Annotated in this window: 13 protein-coding genes; 6 read left to right on the forward strand and 7 right to left on the reverse strand. The window is 71.5% G+C overall.

Annotated elements, in window-relative coordinates; all coding sequences use genetic code 11:
• Nucleotides 1-35: 35 nt before the first annotated feature.
• Nucleotides 36-1,061, forward strand: a complete 1,026-nt coding sequence (locus ACHFIV_RS05335; protein WP_398964106.1) for an ATP-dependent 6-phosphofructokinase — start codon at nt 36-38, stop codon at nt 1,059-1,061.
• 99 nt (nt 1,062-1,160) lie between these two features.
• Here ACHFIV_RS05335 and ACHFIV_RS05340 read toward each other — a convergent pair whose 3' ends face one another.
• The 3 genes from ACHFIV_RS05340 to ACHFIV_RS05350 form a co-directional block, all read right to left on the reverse strand.
• Complete coding sequence (locus tag ACHFIV_RS05340) at nt 1,161-1,784, reverse strand: XRE family transcriptional regulator (RefSeq protein WP_398964243.1); 624 nt, start codon at nt 1,782-1,784, stop codon at nt 1,161-1,163.
• 163 nt (nt 1,785-1,947) lie between these two features.
• Nucleotides 1,948-2,622, reverse strand: a complete 675-nt coding sequence (locus ACHFIV_RS05345; RefSeq protein WP_398964109.1) for a response regulator — start codon at nt 2,620-2,622, stop codon at nt 1,948-1,950.
• Nucleotides 2,619-4,277, reverse strand: a complete 1,659-nt coding sequence (locus ACHFIV_RS05350) for a sensor histidine kinase (protein ID WP_398964111.1) — start codon at nt 4,275-4,277, stop codon at nt 2,619-2,621. The genes ACHFIV_RS05345 and ACHFIV_RS05350 overlap by 4 nt, the downstream gene beginning before the upstream one ends.
• A 154-nt stretch (nt 4,278-4,431) precedes the next feature.
• Here ACHFIV_RS05350 and ACHFIV_RS05355 point away from each other — a divergent pair, with 154 nt between their 5' ends.
• The 4 genes from ACHFIV_RS05355 (at nt 4,432) to trxA (ending at nt 8,013) form a co-directional block, all read left to right on the forward strand.
• Entirely contained in the window at nt 4,432-5,796 is a 1,365-nt protein-coding gene (locus tag ACHFIV_RS05355; RefSeq protein WP_398964114.1) for a cation:dicarboxylate symporter family transporter, read from the forward strand.
• A 173-nt stretch (nt 5,797-5,969) separates the two neighbouring features.
• Nucleotides 5,970-7,205, forward strand: a complete 1,236-nt coding sequence (locus tag ACHFIV_RS05360; RefSeq protein WP_398964116.1) for a hypothetical protein — start codon at nt 5,970-5,972, stop codon at nt 7,203-7,205.
• Between the two features lie 50 nt (nt 7,206-7,255).
• Nucleotides 7,256-7,672, forward strand: coding sequence for a MerR family transcriptional regulator (locus ACHFIV_RS05365; protein WP_398964118.1), 417 nt, complete (start codon nt 7,256-7,258; stop codon nt 7,670-7,672).
• Nucleotides 7,669-8,013 carry a thioredoxin gene (gene trxA, locus ACHFIV_RS05370; protein WP_398964121.1) on the forward strand — a complete coding sequence of 115 codons (345 nt, stop codon included), beginning with the start codon at nt 7,669-7,671 and terminating at the stop codon, nt 8,011-8,013. Before ACHFIV_RS05365 ends, trxA begins: the two co-directional genes overlap by 4 nt.
• 101 nt (nt 8,014-8,114) lie before the next feature.
• On the opposite strand, the gene glgB is transcribed toward trxA, so the two are convergent.
• From glgB to ACHFIV_RS05390, 4 genes are all read right to left on the reverse strand, one after another.
• Nucleotides 8,115-10,514, reverse strand: coding sequence for a 1,4-alpha-glucan branching enzyme (gene glgB / locus ACHFIV_RS05375; RefSeq protein WP_398964123.1), 2,400 nt, complete (start codon nt 10,512-10,514; stop codon nt 8,115-8,117).
• A 48-nt stretch (nt 10,515-10,562) separates the two neighbouring features.
• Nucleotides 10,563-12,002: a maltokinase N-terminal cap-like domain-containing protein gene (locus ACHFIV_RS05380; RefSeq protein ID WP_398964126.1), complete on the reverse strand. Its 1,440-nt coding sequence runs from the start codon at nt 12,000-12,002 to the stop codon at nt 10,563-10,565.
• A gap of 227 nt (nt 12,003-12,229) precedes the next feature.
• Nucleotides 12,230-13,957, reverse strand: coding sequence for a maltose alpha-D-glucosyltransferase (gene treS / locus ACHFIV_RS05385; protein ID WP_398964129.1), 1,728 nt, complete (start codon nt 13,955-13,957; stop codon nt 12,230-12,232).
• The gene (locus tag ACHFIV_RS05390) at nt 13,954-16,056 is read right to left on the reverse strand and encodes an alpha-1,4-glucan--maltose-1-phosphate maltosyltransferase (protein WP_398964131.1); all 2,103 of its coding nucleotides are present in this window, start codon (nt 16,054-16,056) and stop codon (nt 13,954-13,956) included. The genes treS and ACHFIV_RS05390 overlap by 4 nt, the downstream gene beginning before the upstream one ends.
• Before the next feature lie 707 nt (nt 16,057-16,763).
• Between ACHFIV_RS05390 and glgP the strand changes: the two genes are divergently transcribed.
• Nucleotides 16,764-19,442, forward strand: coding sequence for an alpha-glucan family phosphorylase (gene glgP / locus ACHFIV_RS05395; RefSeq protein WP_398964133.1), 2,679 nt, complete (start codon nt 16,764-16,766; stop codon nt 19,440-19,442).
• Nucleotides 19,443-19,561 lie beyond the last annotated feature (119 nt).

Here is a 19,561-nt window from a genome sequence, read left to right on the forward strand (position 1 = left end):
AATGCATGGCACTAGCGAGCAGGAGACAGAGCAGGATGCGCATCGGAATTCTCACCGCAGGCGGCGACTGCCCAGGCCTGAACGCTGTGATCCGTTCGGTCGTGCACCGCGCCGTGGTGGGGCACGGCGATGAGGTCATCGGCTTCGAGGACGGCTTCAAGGGGCTGCTCGACGGCCACTTCCGGCCCCTCGACCTGAACGCGGTCAGCGGCATCCTGGCCCGTGGCGGCACGATCCTCGGCTCGGCGCGCCTCGAACGCGACCGTCTGCGTGAGGCCGCCGAGAACTGCGCGGAACTCTCCCTCCGTTACGGCATCGACGCCCTCATCCCGATCGGCGGCGAAGGCACGCTCACCGCTGCCCGCATGCTGTCCGAGGCCGGAATGCCCGTCGTGGGCGTCCCGAAGACCATCGACAACGACATCTCGGCCACCGACCGGACCTTCGGCTTCGACACCGCCGTGGGCGTCGCGACCGAGGCCATAGACCGGCTCAAGACCACCGCCGAGTCGCATCAGCGGGTCATGGTCGTCGAGGTCATGGGCCGCCACGCGGGCTGGATCGCGCTGGAGTCCGGCATGGCCGGCGGTGCGCACGGCATCTGCCTGCCCGAGCGGCCCTTCCAGGTCGACGACCTCGTCAAGATGGTCGAGGAACGCTTCGCGCGCGGTAAGAAGTTCGCCGTCATCTGCGTCGCCGAGGGGGCGCACCCCGCCGAGGGCTCCATGACCTACGCCAAGGGGGAGATCGACCAGTTCGGCCACGAGCGCTTCCAGGGCATCGGCAACCGTCTCGCCGCCGAGCTGGAGCGGCGGCTCGGCAAGGAGGCGCGGCCGGTCATCCTCGGCCATGTGCAGCGCGGCGGCACCCCGACCGCGTACGACCGGGTGCTCGCGACCCGCTTCGGGTGGAACGCCGTGGAGGCCGTGCACCGCGGTGACTTCGGGAGGATGACGGCGCTGCGCGGGACCGAGATCGTGATGGCCCCGCTCGCCGACGCCGTGACCCGCCTGAAGACGGTCCCCGGCGACCGGATGTACGAGGCCGAGTCCGTCTTCTAGGCCTGCCCGGCGCTCCCGCGCCGGAGGCGGGCGCGCCGCGTGACGTACGGCCGGAGGTGTCGTGGCCCGCGGATCACGGGGCCGGCCGCGACCGCGGGCTCAGATGCCCGCGGTCCGCCAGAACTCCTCGACCACCCGGTCCAGGAAGTCCCGCCCGGCCTCGCCCGCGGTCCCGGCCCGGTCCCGGCCCGTGGTGTTCCAGCTCAGCGTCGACACCATCAGCGCCTGGTAGTCGGCGTGCAGCTGTTCCAGCACGTCCTGGAGCAGGATCCGGTCCAGCGGGACGAGCCTGTCCATCGGCCTCACGTAGGCCTGCCAGCGGGTGGTGACCGCCCTGGTCAGCAGTTCCGCGAGCTCCTCGTTCCGGCCGGTCGCCGTCAGGAACTGCGCCGCCGACATGTCCAGCGCGTCACAGAGCGCCACGGCCTGGCGCTCGTTGCCGCGCCAGCGGCCCGAATCCTCGGTCCGCCGGTACGCGGCGGTGGTCATCCCGAGGGTCCGTGCCAGGTCGTCCACCGCGAGGTCCCGGGCCAGGCGGTGCTCGCGCAAGGTGCTCGCGGCGGCCAGCAGTTCACCCGGGGCGCACCACAGCACCCCGGCCAGCGCCATCAGTTCGCGTTCGCCCGGGAGTGCGGTGCCGCGTTCCCAGGCCATCACGGTCTCGGCGGTGACACGCAGTCCGTACTGGGCGCCGAGCCCGTACGCAACATGTCCGGGAGCCATTCCCAGCGCCTCGCGGAGACGGCGCGCGGCGGGGGCGTTGAAGGGCGGGGTGGGGTGCACGGCCCCACCGTAGAAGCCCGGGAACGGCCTGGCTACAGGCTGTTCCTATCAGTTCACCCTTCGTATGATCCTCCTAGCGAGGCCCCGGCGGCGCTCCCGGCCGTCAACGGGTTTCAGCCACCCAGTGGTAGTGGAGCTCGGGACGGCCGACCTGACCGTAGCTCGGCCGCCGCTCGGCCCGGCCGGCGGTCACCAGATGCTCCAGATAGCGCCGGGCGGTGATCCGCGAGATCCCCAGCTCCTCCCCGGCGGCCGCCGCGGTCACCCCGGCCGGCGCCTCCCGCAGGGCCCGGGTCACCGCTTCCAGCGTCGGGCCGCTCAGGCCCTTCGGAAGCGCGGCCGGATCCGCGACCCGCAGCGCGCCCAGCGCCCGGTCCACCTCGTCCTGGCCGCTCGCCTCACCGGCCGCCGCCCGGAACTCCGCGTACCTGACCAGCCGGTCCCGGAGCGTGGGATAGGTGAACGGTTTCAGCACGTACTGCACGACGCCGAGCGACACGCCTTCGCGTACCACCGCCAGATCGCGTGCCGACGTCACCGCGATGACGTCCGCCCCGTGGCCCGCCGCCCGCAGTGAGCGCAGCAACTGCAGACCGTGCCCGTCGGGCAGGTAGAGGTCGAGCAGCAGCAGATCCACCTCCGTCCGGTCCAGCGCCCGTACGGCCTCGGCCCGGGTGTGCGCGACGGCGGCGACCTCGAAGCCCGGCACCCGGCCGACGTACAGCTGATGGGCGTCGGCGGCCACCGGATCGTCCTCGACGACCAGCACCCGGATCACGGAGCGACCACCTCCGCCGCCGCCGTACGGCCGGCGAGCGGCAGCCGCACCGTGAACTCCGCGCCGCCGTCCGGTGCCCGGCCCAGCACCACCGTCCCGCCGTTGCGGTGGACCGCCTGCCGCACGAGCGCCAGGCCCAGGCCGCGGCCCGTGCCGTGGGTGCTCCAGCCGCGCCGGAACACCTCGTCGGCGTCGTCCGGGCCGATTCCCGCCCCGGTGTCCGCCACCCGGAGCAGAAGCTGTCCGGACTCGGTCCGCGCGGTCACCGTGACCAGGGCCCGCGTCGTCGTGCGCTGAGCGGGGACGGGGGCGCCGGCGCCGCCCGTGGCCGCCTCCGACGCGGCGTCCACCGCGTTGTCGATCAGATTGCCGAGGATCGTCACCAGATCCCGGGGCGACGGCGAACGAGGCAGCGCCCCGTCGTCGATCAGGCTGTCCTCGGCCAGCACCAGCTCCACGCCCCGCTCGTTGGCCTGCGCCGCCTTGCCGAGCAGCAGAGCGGCGAGGACCGGCTCGGCCACCGCGCCCACGACCCGGTCGGTGAGGACCTGTGCCAGCTCCAGCTCGGCCGTCGCGAAGTCCACCGCCTCCTCGACCCGGCCCAGCTCGATCAGCGACACCACGGTGTGCAGCCGGTTCGCCGCCTCGTGCGCCTGCGAGCGCAGCGCCTGGGTGAACCCGCGCTCCGAGTCGAGCTCGCCCGACAGCGCCTGCAGCTCCGTGTGGTCCCGCAGCGTCACGACCGTTCCGCGCCGCTCACCGCCGACCACCGGGCTGGTGTTGACGACGATCACCCGCTCCGCCGTCAGGTGGACCTCGTCGACCCGGGGCTCGGACGCCAGCAGCGCCCCGGTCAGCGGCCCCGGCAGCGCGAGCTCGTCGACCCGGCGCCCGACCGACCCCGGCGCCAGCCCCAGCAGTTCCCGCCCCGCGTCGTTGATGAGGGCGACCCTGCGCTGCCCGTCCAGCATGAGCAGCCCCTCGCGCACGGCGTGCAGCGTGGCCTCGTGGTAGGTGTGCATCCGGCTCAGCTCCCGGGCGTTCATCCCGTGCGTGTGCCGCCGCAGCCTGGCGTTGATCACGTACGTGCCGAGCGCGCCGAGGGCCAGCGCGGCGCCCGCCGCCGTCCCCAGGGCGCCGAGTTGCTCCCGTACCTGTGTGGACACGCGCTCGACGGTGATGCCCGCGCTGACCAGGCCGACGATCCTGTCCCCGTCGCGGACGGGCGTGACGACCCGTATCGAGGGGCCCAGCGTGCCCGTGTAGGTCTCCTCGAACGTCTCGCCCAGCAGAGCCCGTTCGGTGTGGCCGATGAAGCTCCTGCCGATCTGGGAGGGGTCGGGGTGGGTCCAGCGGACCCCCTGCGGGTCCATGATCGTGACGAACGCGATGCCGGTCTCCTCACGGACCTTCTCCGCGTACGGCTGGAGTACGGCGGACGGGTCCGGGGTACGGATCGCCTCCCGCACGGACGGTGATCCGGCCATCGCGAGGGCCGCCGCCCGCACCTGGCGCGCCGCCGTCTCCTCCGCCTGCGACCGGCCCGAGGCATAGGCGAAGAAGGCACACCCGGCCACGACCGCGGCCACGAGCAGGGCCTGCATCGCGAACAGCTGGCCGGCCAGGCTGCGGGGAACGGTTCGGGGCAGGCGCATACCCCACAGTCTGCATGGAGGGCACCGGCAGCCCAAGGTGGCTCGAAAGCGTCCGTGAACGATATGAACGCAAGGGTGACGGCCGTCACAGGGAAGTGAATAGTCACCGGGGCCCCCAGGGACGGGGAGCCGACGCATACCCGAGGAGACCCCCGTGGCAGAGAAAGCCGCACGACGGGACCGCACCCACTATCTCTACATCGCCGTGATCGCCGCCGTGGTGCTGGGCATCACGGTGGGCCTGGTGGCTCCGGACTTCGCCGTGGAGCTCAAGCCGATCGGCACAGGCTTCGTCAACCTCATCAAGATGATGATCTCCCCGATCATCTTCTGCACCATCGTGCTGGGGGTCGGTTCCGTACGGAAGGCCGCCAAGGTCGGCGCCGTCGGCGGTCTGGCCCTCGGATACTTCCTGGTCATGTCGACCGTCGCCCTCGCCATCGGCCTGGTCGTCGGCAACCTCCTGGAGCCCGGCTCCAGCCTCCACCTCACCGAGGCGGCACGCGCCGCCGGCGAGAAGCAGGCCTCGGGGGCCAGTGAGTCCACCGTGGACTTCCTGATCGGAATCATCCCCACCACGATGGTGTCGGCCTTCACCGAGGGCGAGGTCCTGCAGACCCTGCTCATCGCCCTGCTCGCCGGCTTCGCGCTCCAGGCCATGGGCTCGGCCGGCGAGCCCGTCCTGCGCGGCATCGGACACATCCAGCGTCTCGTCTTCCGCATCCTCGCCATGATCATGTGGGCGGCTCCGGTCGGCGCGTTCGGCGCGATGGCGGCAGTGGTCGGCGAGACCGGTGTGGACGCGCTGAAGTCCCTCGCGATCATCATGATCGGCTTCTACGTCACCTGCGCGCTCTTCGTGTTCCTGATCCTGGGCGCGATCCTGCGCCTGGTGGCCGGGGTGAACATCTTCACGCTGCTGAAGTACCTGGGCCGCGAGTTCCTGCTGATCCTCTCCACCTCCTCGTCCGAGTCGGCCCTGCCGCGGCTGATCGCGAAGATGGAGCACATGGGCGTCAGCAAGCCCGTCGTCGGCATCACCGTGCCGACCGGCTACTCCTTCAACCTCGACGGCACCGCGATCTACCTGACGATGGCCTCGCTCTTCATCGCCAACGCGACGGGCGACCCGCTGACCGTCGGGGAGCAGATCTCGCTGCTGGTCTTCATGGTGATCGCCTCGAAGGGCGCGGCAGGCGTCACCGGCGCCGGCCTGGCCACCCTCGCGGGCGGCCTCCAGTCCCACCGCCCCGAACTGGTCGACGGCGTCGGGCTGATCGTCGGCATCGACCGCTTCATGAGCGAGGCACGCGCCCTGACGAACTTCGCGGGCAACGCGGTCGCCACGGTGCTGGTCGGCACCTGGACCAAGGAGATCGACCGGGAGCGGGTCGACCGGGTCCTCTCCGGGGCGCTGCCGTTCGACGAGAAGACGATGACGGACGAGGGCCCCACGGAGCCGCACGTCCCGGACGCCCGGGAGGGCGACGAGGAGCAGCCCTCGCTGGTCAAGGCCTGACGCACGGGCGGTGACGGATGCGGCCGGTACGGGGATCCCGTACCGGCCGCATCATCGTGCCCCGTCCGGCAGGCGCGGACAGCGTGATCATCCCGTGCTGGCGCTGTGCGGCCCGCCCGAGCAGTATCACTGTCCTGATCAGGCGCAACAGGCATCCTGACCAGGTACAAGGGGTGGGGACACTGAAGACCGCACGACACCGGGGAGCCGCAGTCGTACTGCTGCTGCCCGCTCTCATCGGTACCGCCGGATGCGCCGCCGGGGACCGGCCCGACGCGGGGGAGGCGGTCTACGGCCGGCCGCTCGCGGAGCAGTTCCAGGCGGCGACGGACGCCACCCGCGCCGCCGGCACCGCCGGCTTCCTGTCGACGCTGACCTACGGGGCGGCGGGCGGGGACGCCGTGCACCGGGCCGAGGGGAGCCAGGACTACGGGAAGGGGACGTCCCTGGCGAAGCTCGGCCTCAGGGCCCAGCCTCACTTCCCGGAGAAGACCCTCGAGCTCCTGGGAGGACCGGCTACGGACGGCGAGCAGGCCGTGGCCACCGCGGGGGACGACGTCTACGTCCGGCACGGCGACTCGGCCTGGCTCAAGTACACCCCCGAGGCCGTCAACGAACTCGGCGAGGCCACCGGTGTGATCGCGGCGCACGCCGCCGGGGACGTGGCGCCCTACAGCGGGACGCTCGCGGACATCGTGCCGCGGGTGATCCCCCGGGTGAAGCCCGAGCGCCGGGCGGACGGCAGCCGGGTCTACCGGGTGAGTGTGCTTCCCGAGGTCGCGGCGGAGGTACTCCCCCGTGACCTCCAGAGCCTGCAGGGCGACTGGGGTACGGACCCGGTCCGGCTGACGGTGCGCCTGGACGCCGGGGGCCGGCTGGCCTCGGCCGCCGCCGACCTCGGGCCCGTCCTGGCCCGTCTGCACGAGCGGGACGCACTCGTCGACGTGAAGCGGCTGCGCGCGGCGTACGAGCTCAGCGACTTCGGCGAGCCGGTCAAGGGCGAGGGCCCGGACAGCAGCGGCGAGCCCGTCGTGGACGCCCGCACGACACTGGCCCCCCTGGCCACGCTCGGGAAGGGCCGGTGCGCCACCACCCGTGGTACCGGGCTCGGCACCACCATGGTCGTCCGGCCCGTCGACTGTGCGGACCGGCACGACCTCCGGGTGCTGGCCCAGGTCGAGGTCGAGCGGACCTTCCCGGGTAAGCGGGAGGACGCAAGCGCCGAGGTGTACGGCAGGAAGCAGTGCGAGCAGGCGTCGGCCGCCGCACCGGAGGACTGGCGGCGCGACAGCCGGTACGCACGGGATCCCGCCCTCGTCGGAGCCTCCAGCCTGGAACTCAGTACCAGCGAAGGTGTCTCGGAGACCACGGTGACGGGCGACTACACCTGCTACCTCCGGACACCCTGACGCCTTGACTTCCTTGCCTTGACGCGGGCGTCAAGGATTACGGTCGCGGTATGCGAATCGGGGAACTGGCCGAACGCGCCGGCACGACGACACGGACGCTGCGGTACTACGAGTCACGGGGCCTGCTGCACGCGGGCCGCGCGGAGAACGGCTACCGCACGTACGAGGAGAGCGACCTGCGGCTGGTCGAGCAGATCCGGACCCTTCAGGACTTCGGGTTCGACCTGGAGGAGACGCGCCCCTTCGTCGACTGCCTGCGCGCCGGCCACCCGGCGGGTGACGCCTGCCCGGCCTCGCTTGCCGTCTACCGGCGCAAGCTCGGCGAGCTGGACGCGCTCATCGGCCAGCTGCAGTCGGTCCGTACGGAGGTGGGTGCCCAGCTGGCCCGCGCCGAACTGGAGGCGTCCGCCGAGCTGCCGGGCGGCCCCGAACCACGATGCGAACTCGACCGGAAGGACGGCGGATGATCCACGCAGAAGGTGTCGCAGAGGTCACCGACACGACGTTCGACGCCGAAGTACTGGGAGCCGGCCTGCCGGTCCTGGTCGAATTCACCGCGGACTGGTGCGGCCCCTGCCGTCAGCTCGCCCCCGTGCTCGCCGCCGTCGCCAGGGAACAGGCGGGCCGCGTCGAGGTGGTCCAGATCGACGTGGACCGGAACCCCGGTGTCGCGAGCCGCTACGCCGTCCTGTCGATGCCGACCCTGATGGTCTTCAAGGACGGCGAACCGGTGAAGTCGATGGTGGGCGCCCGCCCGAAGCGCCGGCTGCTCCAGGAGCTGGAGGACGTGCTTCCGGCGGCCGTCTGAGGCAGCAGGCGTGCGGGGCGGGTCGTGCGGCCCGGACGCTTCCGGGGACGGCCCGCGCCGCGTGCTCGCGGCGCGGGCCCCGTGGCCGGATGGTGCCCGCGTCAGGCCGGCCGCAGCCAGACCGTCGCCAGCGGCGGGAGCGTCAGCGTGATGCTGGTGTCCCTGCCGTGCGCCGGTACGGCCTCCGGCTTCAGCGGTTCCTCGTTGCGCACGTCGCTGCCGCCGTAGCGGGCGGCGTCCGTGTTGATGACCTCCACCCAGGCCTCCGGCCCGTCCGGAACTCCGATGCGGTAGTCCTGCCGCACCACGGGGGAGAAGTGGGAGACGGCGATCAGCGGGGATCCGTCCGCGTCGTACCGCACGAACGCGAACGCGTTGTCCTCGGCGGCGCCGCCGTCGATCCAGCTGAAGCCCTCCGGTGAGGTGTCACGCTGCCAGAGCGCGGGCAGCGCGTTGTACACCGCGTTGAGGTCGGTGACCAGGCTGCGCACACCCCGGTGGTCGCCGGACGCCTCGTACGTCTCGTCCAGCAGCCACCAGTCCGGGCCGTGGCCCTCGGACCACTCGGCTCCTTGCGCGAACTCCTGCCCCATGAAGAGGAGTTGCTTGCCCGGGTGGGCCCACATGTAACCGAGGTAGGCGCGGTGGTTGGCCCGTCGCTGCCACCAGTCGCCGGGCATCTTGGTGACCAGTGCCTGCTTGCCGTGCACCACCTCGTCGTGCGAGATCGGCAGCACGTAGTTCTCGCTGTACGCGTACACCATCGAGAACGTCATCTCGTTGTGGTGGTACTTGCGGTGGACGGGCTCCTTGGACATGTAGACCAGGGAGTCGTGCATCCAGCCCATGTTCCACTTCAGGCCGAAGCCCAGGCCGCCGTGGTCCGTGGCGCGGGTGACGCCGTCCCAGGCGGTGGACTCCTCCGCCATGGTGACGACCCCGGGGTTGCGCCGGTAGACCGTGGCGTTCATCTCCTGGAGGAAGGCGACCGCGTCCAGGTTCTCCCGGCCCCCGAACTCGTTCGGCGACCACTGGCCGTCCTCGCGGGAGTAGTCGAGGTAGAGCATGGAGGCCACCGCGTCGACCCGGAGCCCGTCGATGTGGAACTCCTCGCACCAGTAAGTCGCGTTGGAGACGAGGAAGTTACGGACCTCCTTGCGGCCGTAGTCGAACTCGAGGGTGCCCCAGTCCGGGTGCGCCGCCCGGTTCGGGTCCGAGTGCTCGTACAGCGGGCGGCCGTCGAACTCCGCGAGCGCCCAGTCGTCGCGGGGGAAGTGCGCCGGCACCCAGTCCATGAGGACCCCGATCCCCGCCGCGTGCAGCGAGTCGACCAGGAAGCGGAAGTCGTCGGGAGTGCCCATGCGGGACGTCGGTGCGAAGAAACCGGTGACCTGGTAACCCCACGAACCACCGAACGGGTGCTCCGAGACCGGCATCAGCTCCACGTGCGTGAAGCCGAGCTCCCGCACGTAGGACGGGAGTTGTGACGCCAGCTGGCGATAGGTGAGCCCCGGGCGCCAGGAGGGGAGGTGGATCTCGTAGACGGAGAACGGGGATTCGTGGACCGGGCGGTCGCCCCGGTGCGCCATCCAGTCCGCGTCCTGCCATGCGTGGTGGGAGGCCGTGACCACCGACGCGGTGGCGGGAGGCACCTCGGTGTGCCGGGCCATCGGATCGGCGCGCTGGGTGTGCGAGCCGTCGGGCCGGCAGATGTCGTACTTGTAGACGGCTCCCTCGCCGACGCCGGGGAGGAACAGCTCCCAGACGCCGGTCGATCCCAGCGAACGCATGGGGAAGGCGGTGCCGTCCCAGTAGTTGAAGTCACCCGTGACGCGGACTCCGCGCGCGTTCGGCGCCCAGACCGTGAAACGGGTGCCGGCCACGCCCTGGTGCTCCATCGGCTGCGCCCCGAGCGCCTTCCAGAGCTCCTCGTGCCGGCCCTCGCCGATCAGGTGCAGGTCCAGCTCGCCGATGGCCGGAAGGAAACGGTACGGGTCCTCCACCTCGATCGTGTTGTCGTCGTAGGCGATCCGGAGGCGGTAGTCGTCAGGGACGCCGGGCAACGGCAGGACGCCCGAGAAGAAGCCGTCGCCGTCGCTCTGCAGTCCGGCCGGCTTGCCCCCGGCCATCACGGTCACCGAGCGCGCGAAGGGGCGCAGCACACGGAAGAGCACTCCGCCCGGCGCCGGGTGGGCGCCGAGGACGTCGTGCGGGGCGTGGTGGTCGCCGGCCAGCAGCCGGCCACGGTCCGCGTCGTCCAGGGCGGCGGCCGGCAGCACGTTCTTGCTGCCCCCGCCGCGCCGTGGGCGAGGCGGTGTCCCGGTGGCCGCGGCGGTCCGCCTGGCACGGGCGCGCTTGACGGGGGGCGGGGCGGACGGCTCCGCCGCCGGGGCGGCGGAGGGCTCGGCCGGCGCGGCCGTGACCTCGGTGGTCACCGGCTTGGCCGTGGGCGGGACCTCGATGGGGTCGGGTGACTTTCGGGACGGCTTGCGGGCGGTCACAGAGACTGCCTCCTCGGAAGACTCGAAGGGTGGGGTGGTGAGCGGGAGTCAGGCCGGTGCGGCCAGGCGCTGGATGGCGGCCATCGGTACCGGCAGCCAGTCGGGACGGTGCCGGGCCTCGTACAGCACCTCGTACACCGCCTTGTCGGTCTCGTGGGCGCGCAGCAGTTCCGGCTCGGCGCGTGGGTCGGAGCCCGCCGCGCGGGCGTAGCCCTCGCAGTACGCGGCGCGGCAGCGGGCCGCCCATTCGGGGTTCCACGGGTGGTGCGACCTGGCCGCGTAGTCGAAGGAGCGGAGCATCCCCGCGACGTCGCGCACGGTCGGCTGCGGACTGCGCCGTTCCGGCAGCGGTCTGGCCGGCTCGCCCTCGAAGTCGATCAGCGACCAGAAGCCGTCGGCCCCCCGCAGGGTCTGGCCGAGGTGCAGGTCCCCGTGGACCCGCTGTGCCGCCCAGCCGTGCCCCGGCCCCCCGAGCTCCGCGACGGCGTCGAAGGCGGTGCGCAGCCCCGGCACGTACGGGACGAGTGCCGGGACGGCCCGGGCGGCGGCCTCGAGTCGCTCCACCATCCCGGCCACCACGTGCCTGGCCCGGTCGTGGGCCAGGGGAGGCGTCGGAAGTGCCGCGGCGAGTGCCGTGTGCACCTCGGCGGTGGCCCGGCCCAGGGCGTGGGCCTCGGGCACGAAGTCCCGCCCGGCGGCCAGCGCGGCCAGCGCGAGCTGCCAGCCGTCCTGCGCACCGCGCAGGAAGGGCTGCAGCACGCCGAGCGTGAGCGGCTCCGGGCTCGTCGTCGCCTCGAACCAGGCCACCGGTGCGGGCACCCGGCCACAGCCCTCGCGGCCGAGCGCGAGTGGCAGTTCGAGGTCCGGGTTGGTCCCCGGGAAGACGCGGCGGAAGATCTTCAGGATGAGGGCGTCCCCGTAGACGAGCGAGGAGTTGGACTGCTCGGTGTCCAGGAAGCGCGGGGTGAGGTCCGGCGGGATGGGCTCCGCCCGGTCGAACCGGAGGGGGCCGAGGGACCCGGGGTTACGGAATCGTTCCAGCAGGAGGTCGGCGACGCGCGGGTCGTGCAGTCCCTCGTACAGGGTGCGGCCGGCCAGCGGGCCCTCCGTGACCTGGCCGATGCGAGCGTCGGCCAGGAGCGGGGGCAGCGTGGTACGGACGCCGAGCAGGAGCTGGTAGCAGTCCCCCAGGGAGTCCGCGGGGCGGCTGCCCGGCTGGTGGACACGCACCAGCAGATGCAGCAGCCCGGGGCCCGTGCCCGCGGCGTCCAGAGGCAGTATCTCGGTGGCGGCCACGAGCGAGAAGCCGGTGACGGGCTGCCCCTTGCCCGCGAACCACCGCTGTCGGGGCACCCACTCGTGGAGCAGTGGGACGAGCGACGGCAGCAGGGCCGTGGTGCCCGTGGTGCTCGTCGTATGTCTTCTGTTCGTCTTTCTCGATGTTGTGCTCTTCGCCAGGGCGACTCGAGTGGATGCAGCCTCCGACATGGCATCGCGTCCTTTCCCCGGGCACACCACAGGATGCGAAGAGTGTCCCGGATTGCGGCAATGGCTGTCCGGCTGTGCGGGACGTGTCGGGTGAGGAAAGTCCGTACGGACTCGATCAATGGGCCACGAAGAGCCCGAAGGAGCCCGAAAAGCTCGATACGGGGGAGAGTGCCCCGTGCGGGACGGCGGAAACCGCCCCGCGCGTGGCGTCGGAAGGTGAGCCCCCGTCAGCCGGCCGTCACCGGCGGCAGACCGACCGGCGCGTCCTTCCGCATCCGGAACCAGTAGAAACCGTGGCCCGCGAGTGTCAACAGATAGGGCCACTGACCGACGGCGGGGAAGCGCACCCCGCCGATCAGCTCCACCGGATGCCGCCCGTCGAACGCGCGCAGATCGAGCTCCGTGGGCTGTGCGAACCGCGAGAAGTTGTGGACGCACATGACGAGATCGTCCTTGTACTCACGGGTGAACGCGATCACCGCGGGGTTCGACGACGGCAGTTCGCTGTACGAGCCGAGGCCGAACGCCGGATTCTGCTTACGGATCTCGATCATCCGCCGCGTCCAGTGCAGCAGTGACGACGGCGAGGCCATCGACGCCTCGACGTTGGTGACCTGGTAGCCGTAGACCGGGTCCATGATCGTGGGGAGGTAGAGCCGCCCCGGATCGCTGGACGAGAAACCGGCGTTGCGGTCGGGCGTCCACTGCATGGGGGTGCGCACGGCGTCGCGGTCACCCAGCCAGATGTTGTCGCCCATCCCGATCTCGTCCCCGTAGTAGAGGATCGGCGAGCCGGGCAGGGACAGCAGGAGGGCCGTGAACAGCTCGATCTGGTTGCGGTCGTTGTCCAGGAGCGGTGCCAGACGCCGGCGGATGCCGATGTTGGCGCGCATCCGCGGATCCTTGGCGTACTCCGCGTACATGTAGTCGCGTTCCTCGTCCGTGACCATCTCGAGCGTGAGCTCGTCGTGGTTGCGCAAGAAGATGCCCCACTGGCAGCCCGAGGGGATCGCCGGGGTCTTCGCCAGGATCTCCGAGACCGGGTAGCGGCTCTCGCGGCGTACGGCCATGAAGATGCGGGGCATGACCGGGAAGTGGAACGCCATGTGGCACTCGTCGCCGCCGGCCGTGAAGTCGCCGAAGTAGTCGACGACGTCCTCGGGCCACTGGTTGGCCTCCGCCAGGAGCACGGTGTCCGGGTAGTTGGCGTCGATCTCCTTGCGGACCCGCTTGAGGAAGCCGTGGGTCTCGGGGAGGTTCTCGCAGTTGGTCCCCTCGCGCTGGTAGAGGTAGGGCACGGCGTCGACCCGGAAGCCGTCGATGCCGAGGTCGAGCCAGAAGCGCAGGGCCGAGATGATCTCCTCCTGCACCGCCGGGTTCTCGTAGTTGAGATCGGGCTGGTGCGAGAAGAACCGGTGCCAGTAGTACTGCTTGCGCACCGGGTCGAAGGTCCAGTTGGACGTCTCCGTGTCGACGAAGATGATGCGCGCGTCCGGGAACTGCTTGTCGTCGTCTGCCCAGACGTAGTAGTCGCCGTACGGACCGTCCGGGTCCGTCCGGGACTGCTGGAACCAGTCGTGCTGATCGCTGGTGTGGTTCATGACGAAGTCGATGATCACGCGCATGCCGCGCTGGTGCGCGGCGTCGACGAACTCCACGAAGTCGGCGAGATCGCCGAACTCCGGGAGCACGGCGGTGTAGTCGGAGACGTCGTAACCACCGTCGCGCAGAGGCGACTTGAAGAACGGCGGAAGCCACAGGCAGTCGACGCCCAGCCACTGCAGGTAGTCCAGCTTGGCGGTGAGGCCTTTGAGGTCACCGACGCCGTCCCCGTTCGAGTCCTGGAAGGACCGGACGAGTACCTCGTAGAAGACGGCGCGCTTGAACCAGTCGGGATCGCGGTCCTTGGCGGGAGTGTCCTCGAACAGGTCGTGGACAGGCTCATTGACGATCATGGTGTGGGTGACCCTCCGGTCGGCGGGGACGGTCGCAGGACCGCGATGTGCGCGGGTGTCACGCCCGGCTCCAGACGCACATAGAAGGACCTGCCCCAGTGATAGGTGTCGCCGGTGAGCTCGTCGCGCACCGGCACGCTCTCGTGCCAGTCGAGGCCGAGACGCGGCATGTCCAACGAGACCGTGGCCTCCTGGGTGTGGTGAGGGTCGAGGTTGACGACCACCAGAACGATGTCCGAACCGGAGCGCTTGCTGTATGCGATCAGCGCCTCGTTGTCGACCGAGTGGAAGTGGACGTCGCGCAGTTGCTGGAGCGCCGGATGGCGACGTCGGATCCGGTTGAGGGAGGTGATCAGGGGGGCGAGCGAGCGGCCCTCACGTTCCGCCGATTCCCAGTCCCTGGGCCTGAGTTGGTATTTCTCGGAGTCCTGGTACTCCTCGCTCCCGGGACGCACCGGGGTGTTCTCGTACAGCTCGAAGCCCGCGTACACGCCCCAGGAGGGGGACAGCGTCGCGGCCAGCACGGCCCGGGTCCCGAAGGCGGGACGGCCGCCCTCCTGGAGGTAACCGGGAAGAATGTCGGGCGTGTTCACGAAGAAGTTGGGCCGCATGTACCAGGAACTCTCGCCCGAGAGCTCGGTGACGTACTCGGTGAGTTCCTGCTTCGTGTTACGCCAGGTGAAGTACGTGTACGACTGCTGGAAGCCGACCTGGGCCAGCGTCCGCATCATCGCGGGGCGGGTGAAGGCCTCCGCCAGGAAGATCACGTCGGGGTCCGTGCGGTTGATGTCGGCGATCACCTTCTCCCAGAAGACCACCGGCTTGGTGTGCGGATTGTCGACGCGGAAGATCCGTACGCCGTGCTCCATCCAGAACCGCAGGACGCGCACGGTCTCCGTGACGATCCCGGACAGGTCCTCGTCGAAGGCGATCGGGTAGATGTCCTGGTACTTCTTGGGCGGGTTCTCGGCGTAGGCGATGGTCCCGTCCGGGCGGTGGCGGAACCACTCCGGGTGCTCCGTCACCCACGGGTGGTCCGGGGAGCACTGGAGGGCGAAGTCCAGCGCGATCTCCATCCGCAGGGTGCGGGCCGTCGTGACGAAGTGGTCGAAGTCCTCGATGGTGCCGAGGTCGGGGTGGACGGCGTCGTGGCCGCCCTCGGCCGAACCGATCGCCCAGGGCACGCCGGGGTCGTCGGCGCCGGGGGAGAGACTGTTGTTGGGGCCCTTGCGGTGGGTGGTGCCGATGGGGTGGATCGGTGGGAGATAGACGACGTCGAACCCCATGGCGGCGACGGCGGGAAGCCGCTCGGCGGCGGTCCGGAAGGTCCCGCTGATCATCCTGGGACCGGACGCCGGCACGGGCAGCTCCGCGGTGACCGCCGGGGCCTTCCTCCGCGTGGCCGCCGCCGTTGCGGCGGTCTTGGTCGCGCGCCGCTTCCTGGCCGGCTTCGGTGGCTGCGCCGGCTCCGGCCGGGCGCCCTCCGAGCGCGGGAACAGCTCGTACCAGGAGCCGTACAGGGCGCGCCGGCGTTCGACGGTCAGCGGCAGCGGCCGGGAGGCGGTGACCAGCTCGCGCAGGGGGTGGCGGCCGAGAGCCTCGTCGACCTCGGCGGTCAGCGCCGCCGAGAGCCGGGAGGCCGGCGGGCGGTTCGTGTCGCGCAGCGCGTCCACCGCGGCGAGGACCGCCTCCCGCCCGTCCTTCTTGGGGACGCCCTCGGCGGCGCGGGCGTACAGCTCGGCGCCCTCCTCGAAGACCAGTTCGGTGTCGATGCCCGCCGGGATCTTGATGCGGGCGTGCGCGCGCCAGGTGGTGACCGGATCACTCCACGCCTCGACGGTGTAGGTCCAGTTCCCCTCGGACTCCGGGGTGACGTCGGCGCCCCACCGGTCGGTGCCCGGCGCGAGCTCGCGCATCGGCGTCCAGGGGCCGGGCCGTCCGCTGGGGTCGCACAGGACGACGTTCGCGGCCACGGCGTCGTGGCCCTCGCGGAACACGGTGGCGCTGACCTCGAAGGTCTCGCCCGCGACGGCTTTGGCGGGCCGTCGGCCGCAGTCGACGAGCGGACGGACGTCCAGGACGGGAATGCGACCGATCATGAAATCACCTGGGGGTCGGAGCTCGGCATGCACGGCGTGCGACGTGGGCGTGAAGGGCTGACCGCGCGCGCCGCGATGGTGGGGTTGCGTCCTTTGTAGCTGCTCGGTCGTCCGCTGGCGGGCTGTGGGCATGGCCGCTCCTGTCCGCATTCACTCGAATGGCACTCGAATGGCAGGTGCGCGGGCGGTTCGTGCTCGGACCGGGGGCACCTGGGGTGTGCAGCGCGGGGTGTTACCGGGGAAGCCTTCCCACCGCTTTCGGGCGGCCAACCCGACGGCGTGTTAACTCCTGGGTGCAACCGGTGCACGCGCTGTGGGCCGCGCGCCGGTCCCCCGGCCGTCACGCGGGCACCTCCGCAGCCTTCCCTGTGGTGCGGGGTGCCACAAGTCCGCGTGAGAGGGGAAATCAGCCATATCGCCCGTGACAGAGGGGTACGTAACTGGCGCATCTGGCCTAAGGGGCGGCAGGGGCCGGTGGTACGGGCGGGGCGTGGTGGACGGGGGAGTCCCAGGAGCCGGCGGGGGGAGGCGTGCAGGGCGCGGTACCGGAACCGGGGGCGGGCCGGGCCGCGCCGCGCCGACCCACTGAGCCGGTCGCGCGCCGTGGTCGCGTACGGCGGCACCCCACTACCGTCGAGGGTGACGGAGAGGGCGCCCACCGTCGTGCGTCCCCTCGGATCGGTACGTCCCCTGTAAAGGTGGGATACGTGAAGGCCATTCGTCGATTCACCGTGCGTCCCGTCCTCCCCGAACCCCTTCGACCGCTCAGCGACCTCGCCCGCAATCTGCGCTGGTCCTGGCACACCGAGACCCGACAGCTCTTCCAGGCGGCCGACCCGGAGGGCTGGCGGCCCGCCGACGCCGACCCCGTGCGCCTGCTCGGGACCGTCTCCGCGACACGCCTGGCCGAGCTGGCCGGGGACCAGCACTTCCTGCGCCGGCTCACCGAGGCGTCCGAGGACCTCCGGGAGTACCTCGGCGGCCCGAGGTGGTATCAGGACCAGCTCGCGCAGGGCGTGGAGCTCCCCGCGTCCATCGCCTACTTCTCACCGGAATTCGGGGTCACCGCCGCCCTGCCCCAGTACTCGGGCGGGCTGGGCATCCTGGCCGGTGACCACCTCAAGGCCGCCAGCGATCTGGGCGTGCCGCTCATCGGTGTCGGCCTGCTCTACCGGCACGGCTACTTCCGCCAGAGCCTGTCCAGGGACGGCTGGCAGCAGGAGCACTACCCCGTCCTGGACCCCAACGAACTGCCGCTCACCCTCCTGCGGGAGCCCGACGGCACCCCCAGCAGGGTCGTGCTCGCCCTGCCCGGCGGTCGCTCGCTGTACGCCTGCGTCTGGCAGGCTCAGGTCGGGCGCGTCCCCCTGCTGCTCCTCGACTCCGACGTCGAGGAGAACGCGCCGGGGGAGCGCGACGTCACCGACCGGCTCTACGGTGGCGGCAGCGACCACCGGCTGCTCCAGGAGATGCTGCTCGGCATCGGCGGTGTGCGCGCCGTGCGCACCTACTGCCGGCTGACCGGACACGCGGCCCCCGAGGTGTTCCACACGAACGAGGGACACGCCGGCTTCCTCGGCCTGGAACGCATCCGGGAGCTCGCCGAGAAGGGCCTGGACTTCGACACCGCCCTCGAGGTCGTCCGGGCCGGCACCGTCTTCACCACGCACACCCCGGTACCCGCCGGGATAGACCGGTTCGAACGCCAGCTCGTGGCGCGCCACTTCGGCGACGACGGCGAGCTGCCCGGGGTCGCGGTGGACCGGATCCTGCGCCTCGGCATGGAGACCTACCCCGGAGGCGAGCCCGACCTCTTCAACATGGCGGTGATGGGGCTGCGGCTCGCCCAGCGGGCCAACGGGGTCTCCACGCTGCACGGAGCCGTCAGCCGGGAGATGTTCTCCGGGCTGTGGCCCGGGTTCGATCCCTCCGAGGTGCCGATCACCTCGGTGACCAACGGGGTGCACGCCCCGACCTGGGTCGCTCCCGAGGTGCTCCGGCTCGGCGCCCGCGCCTTCGGCTCGGAGCGCGCCGGGAACGCCCTGGCCGGAGCCGAGGTGGGCCGGGAGACCGGTACCGACGACGGGACGGCGGGCACCCCACGGCGCTGGGACGCGGTGACCGACGTCCCCGACCGGGAGATCTGGGAGCTGCGCCGGGGCCTGCGCGAACAGCTCGTCACCGAGGTGCGCAAGCGGCTCTACGCCTCCTGGCGCAGGCGCGGGGCCGGCACCGCCGAACTGGGCTGGATCGACGGGGTGCTCGACCCCGACGTCCTGACCATCGGCTTCGCACGCCGGGTGCCCTCCTACAAGCGCCTGACGCTCATGCTGCACGACCGCGAGCGGCTGCGTGAGCTGCTGCTCCACCCGACGCACCCCATCCAGATCGTCGTCGCCGGAAAGGCACACCCCGCCGACGACGGCGGCAAACGGCTGGTCCAGGAGCTGGTGCGGTTCTCGGACGACCCACGGGTGCGCCACCGCATCGTCTTCCTGCCGGACTACGGCATGGGGATGGCCCGGAAGCTCTACCCGGGCTGCGACGTCTGGCTCAACAACCCGCTGCGTCCGCTGGAGGCCTGCGGCACCAGTGGGATGAAGGCGGCGCTCAACGGCTGCCTCAACCTCTCCGTGCGCGACGGCTGGTGGGACGAGTGGTTCGAGTCCGACTTCGGCTGGGCGATCCCCACCGCCGACGGCTCCGCCACGGACGAGGAGCGGCGCGACGAACTTGAGGCCAACGCCCTCTACGCGCTGATCGAGGACCGGGTCGCGCCCCGCTTCTACGACCGCAACGCCGAGGACCTGCCCGAGCGGTGGATCGAGATGGTCCGCCGCACCCTGGTCACCCTCGGGCCCAAGGTCCTCGCGGGCCGCATGGTGCGCGAGTACGTCGAGAGGCTCTACGCCCCCGCGGCGCTCTCCCGCAGGGCACTGGAGCCCGCGACCGCCCGCGAGCTCGCCTCCTGGAAGACCAGGATCCGCGCGGCGTGGCCACAGGTGGCGGTCGACCATGTCGAGGCCTCCGCCGACACGGTGGTCGGCGGTTCCGCCGAGCTGGGGTCCACCCTGGCGCTCCGGGTCCGCATCACCCTGGGAGGCCTCGACCCGGAGGACGTGGAGGTGCAGGTGGTGGCCGGGCGGGTCGACTCCGGGGACGCGATCGCCGAGGCCCAGACGTATCCGCTGAAGCCGGCCGGCGGGCACGACCTGGAGGGCCGCTGGCTGTACGAGGGCCCGCTCGCTCTCGACCGTACGGGACCCTACGGCTACACCGTCCGCGTCCTGCCCTCGCACCCGCTCCTCGCCTCGGGCGCGGAGCTCGGCCTGGTAGCGGTGCCGAACGCGTCCACCGGTGACGGCGGCGGGGTGCTCCTGCGCTGACCCGGCGGCACCGGAGGTGGGCCAGGCGTGTGTGCGGCGCCTGGCCCACCGTCATGCCGTACGCGCGTTCCTCGCCGCCGTCCCCCACCCGCCCGCCCTCGTTCGTGGGCGCCGGAGCG

The sequence above is a fragment of the Streptomyces sp. ALB3 genome, from assembly GCF_044385685.1.
In the GTDB taxonomy this organism is placed as follows: Bacteria; Actinomycetota; Actinomycetes; order Streptomycetales; family Streptomycetaceae; genus Streptomyces.

Excerpts from the sequence above, each read along its gene's own strand:
- ACHFIV_RS05335 (WP_398964106.1), top strand. The coding sequence starts at position 36 with ATGCGCATCGGAATTCTCACCGCAGGCGGCGACTGCCCAGGCCTGAAC.
- ACHFIV_RS05340 (WP_398964243.1), bottom strand. The coding sequence starts at position 1,784 with ATGGCTCCCGGACATGTTGCGTACGGGCTCGGCGCCCAGTACGGACTG.
- ACHFIV_RS05350 (WP_398964111.1), bottom strand. The coding sequence starts at position 4,277 with ATGCGCCTGCCCCGAACCGTTCCCCGCAGCCTGGCCGGCCAGCTGTTC.
- ACHFIV_RS05365 (WP_398964118.1), top strand. The coding sequence starts at position 7,256 with ATGCGAATCGGGGAACTGGCCGAACGCGCCGGCACGACGACACGGACG.
- trxA (WP_398964121.1), top strand. The coding sequence starts at position 7,669 with ATGATCCACGCAGAAGGTGTCGCAGAGGTCACCGACACGACGTTCGAC.
- ACHFIV_RS05380 (WP_398964126.1), bottom strand. The coding sequence starts at position 12,002 with ATGTCGGAGGCTGCATCCACTCGAGTCGCCCTGGCGAAGAGCACAACA.
- treS (WP_398964129.1), bottom strand. The coding sequence starts at position 13,957 with ATGATCGTCAATGAGCCTGTCCACGACCTGTTCGAGGACACTCCCGCC.
- ACHFIV_RS05390 (WP_398964131.1), bottom strand. The coding sequence starts at position 16,056 with ATGATCGGTCGCATTCCCGTCCTGGACGTCCGTCCGCTCGTCGACTGC.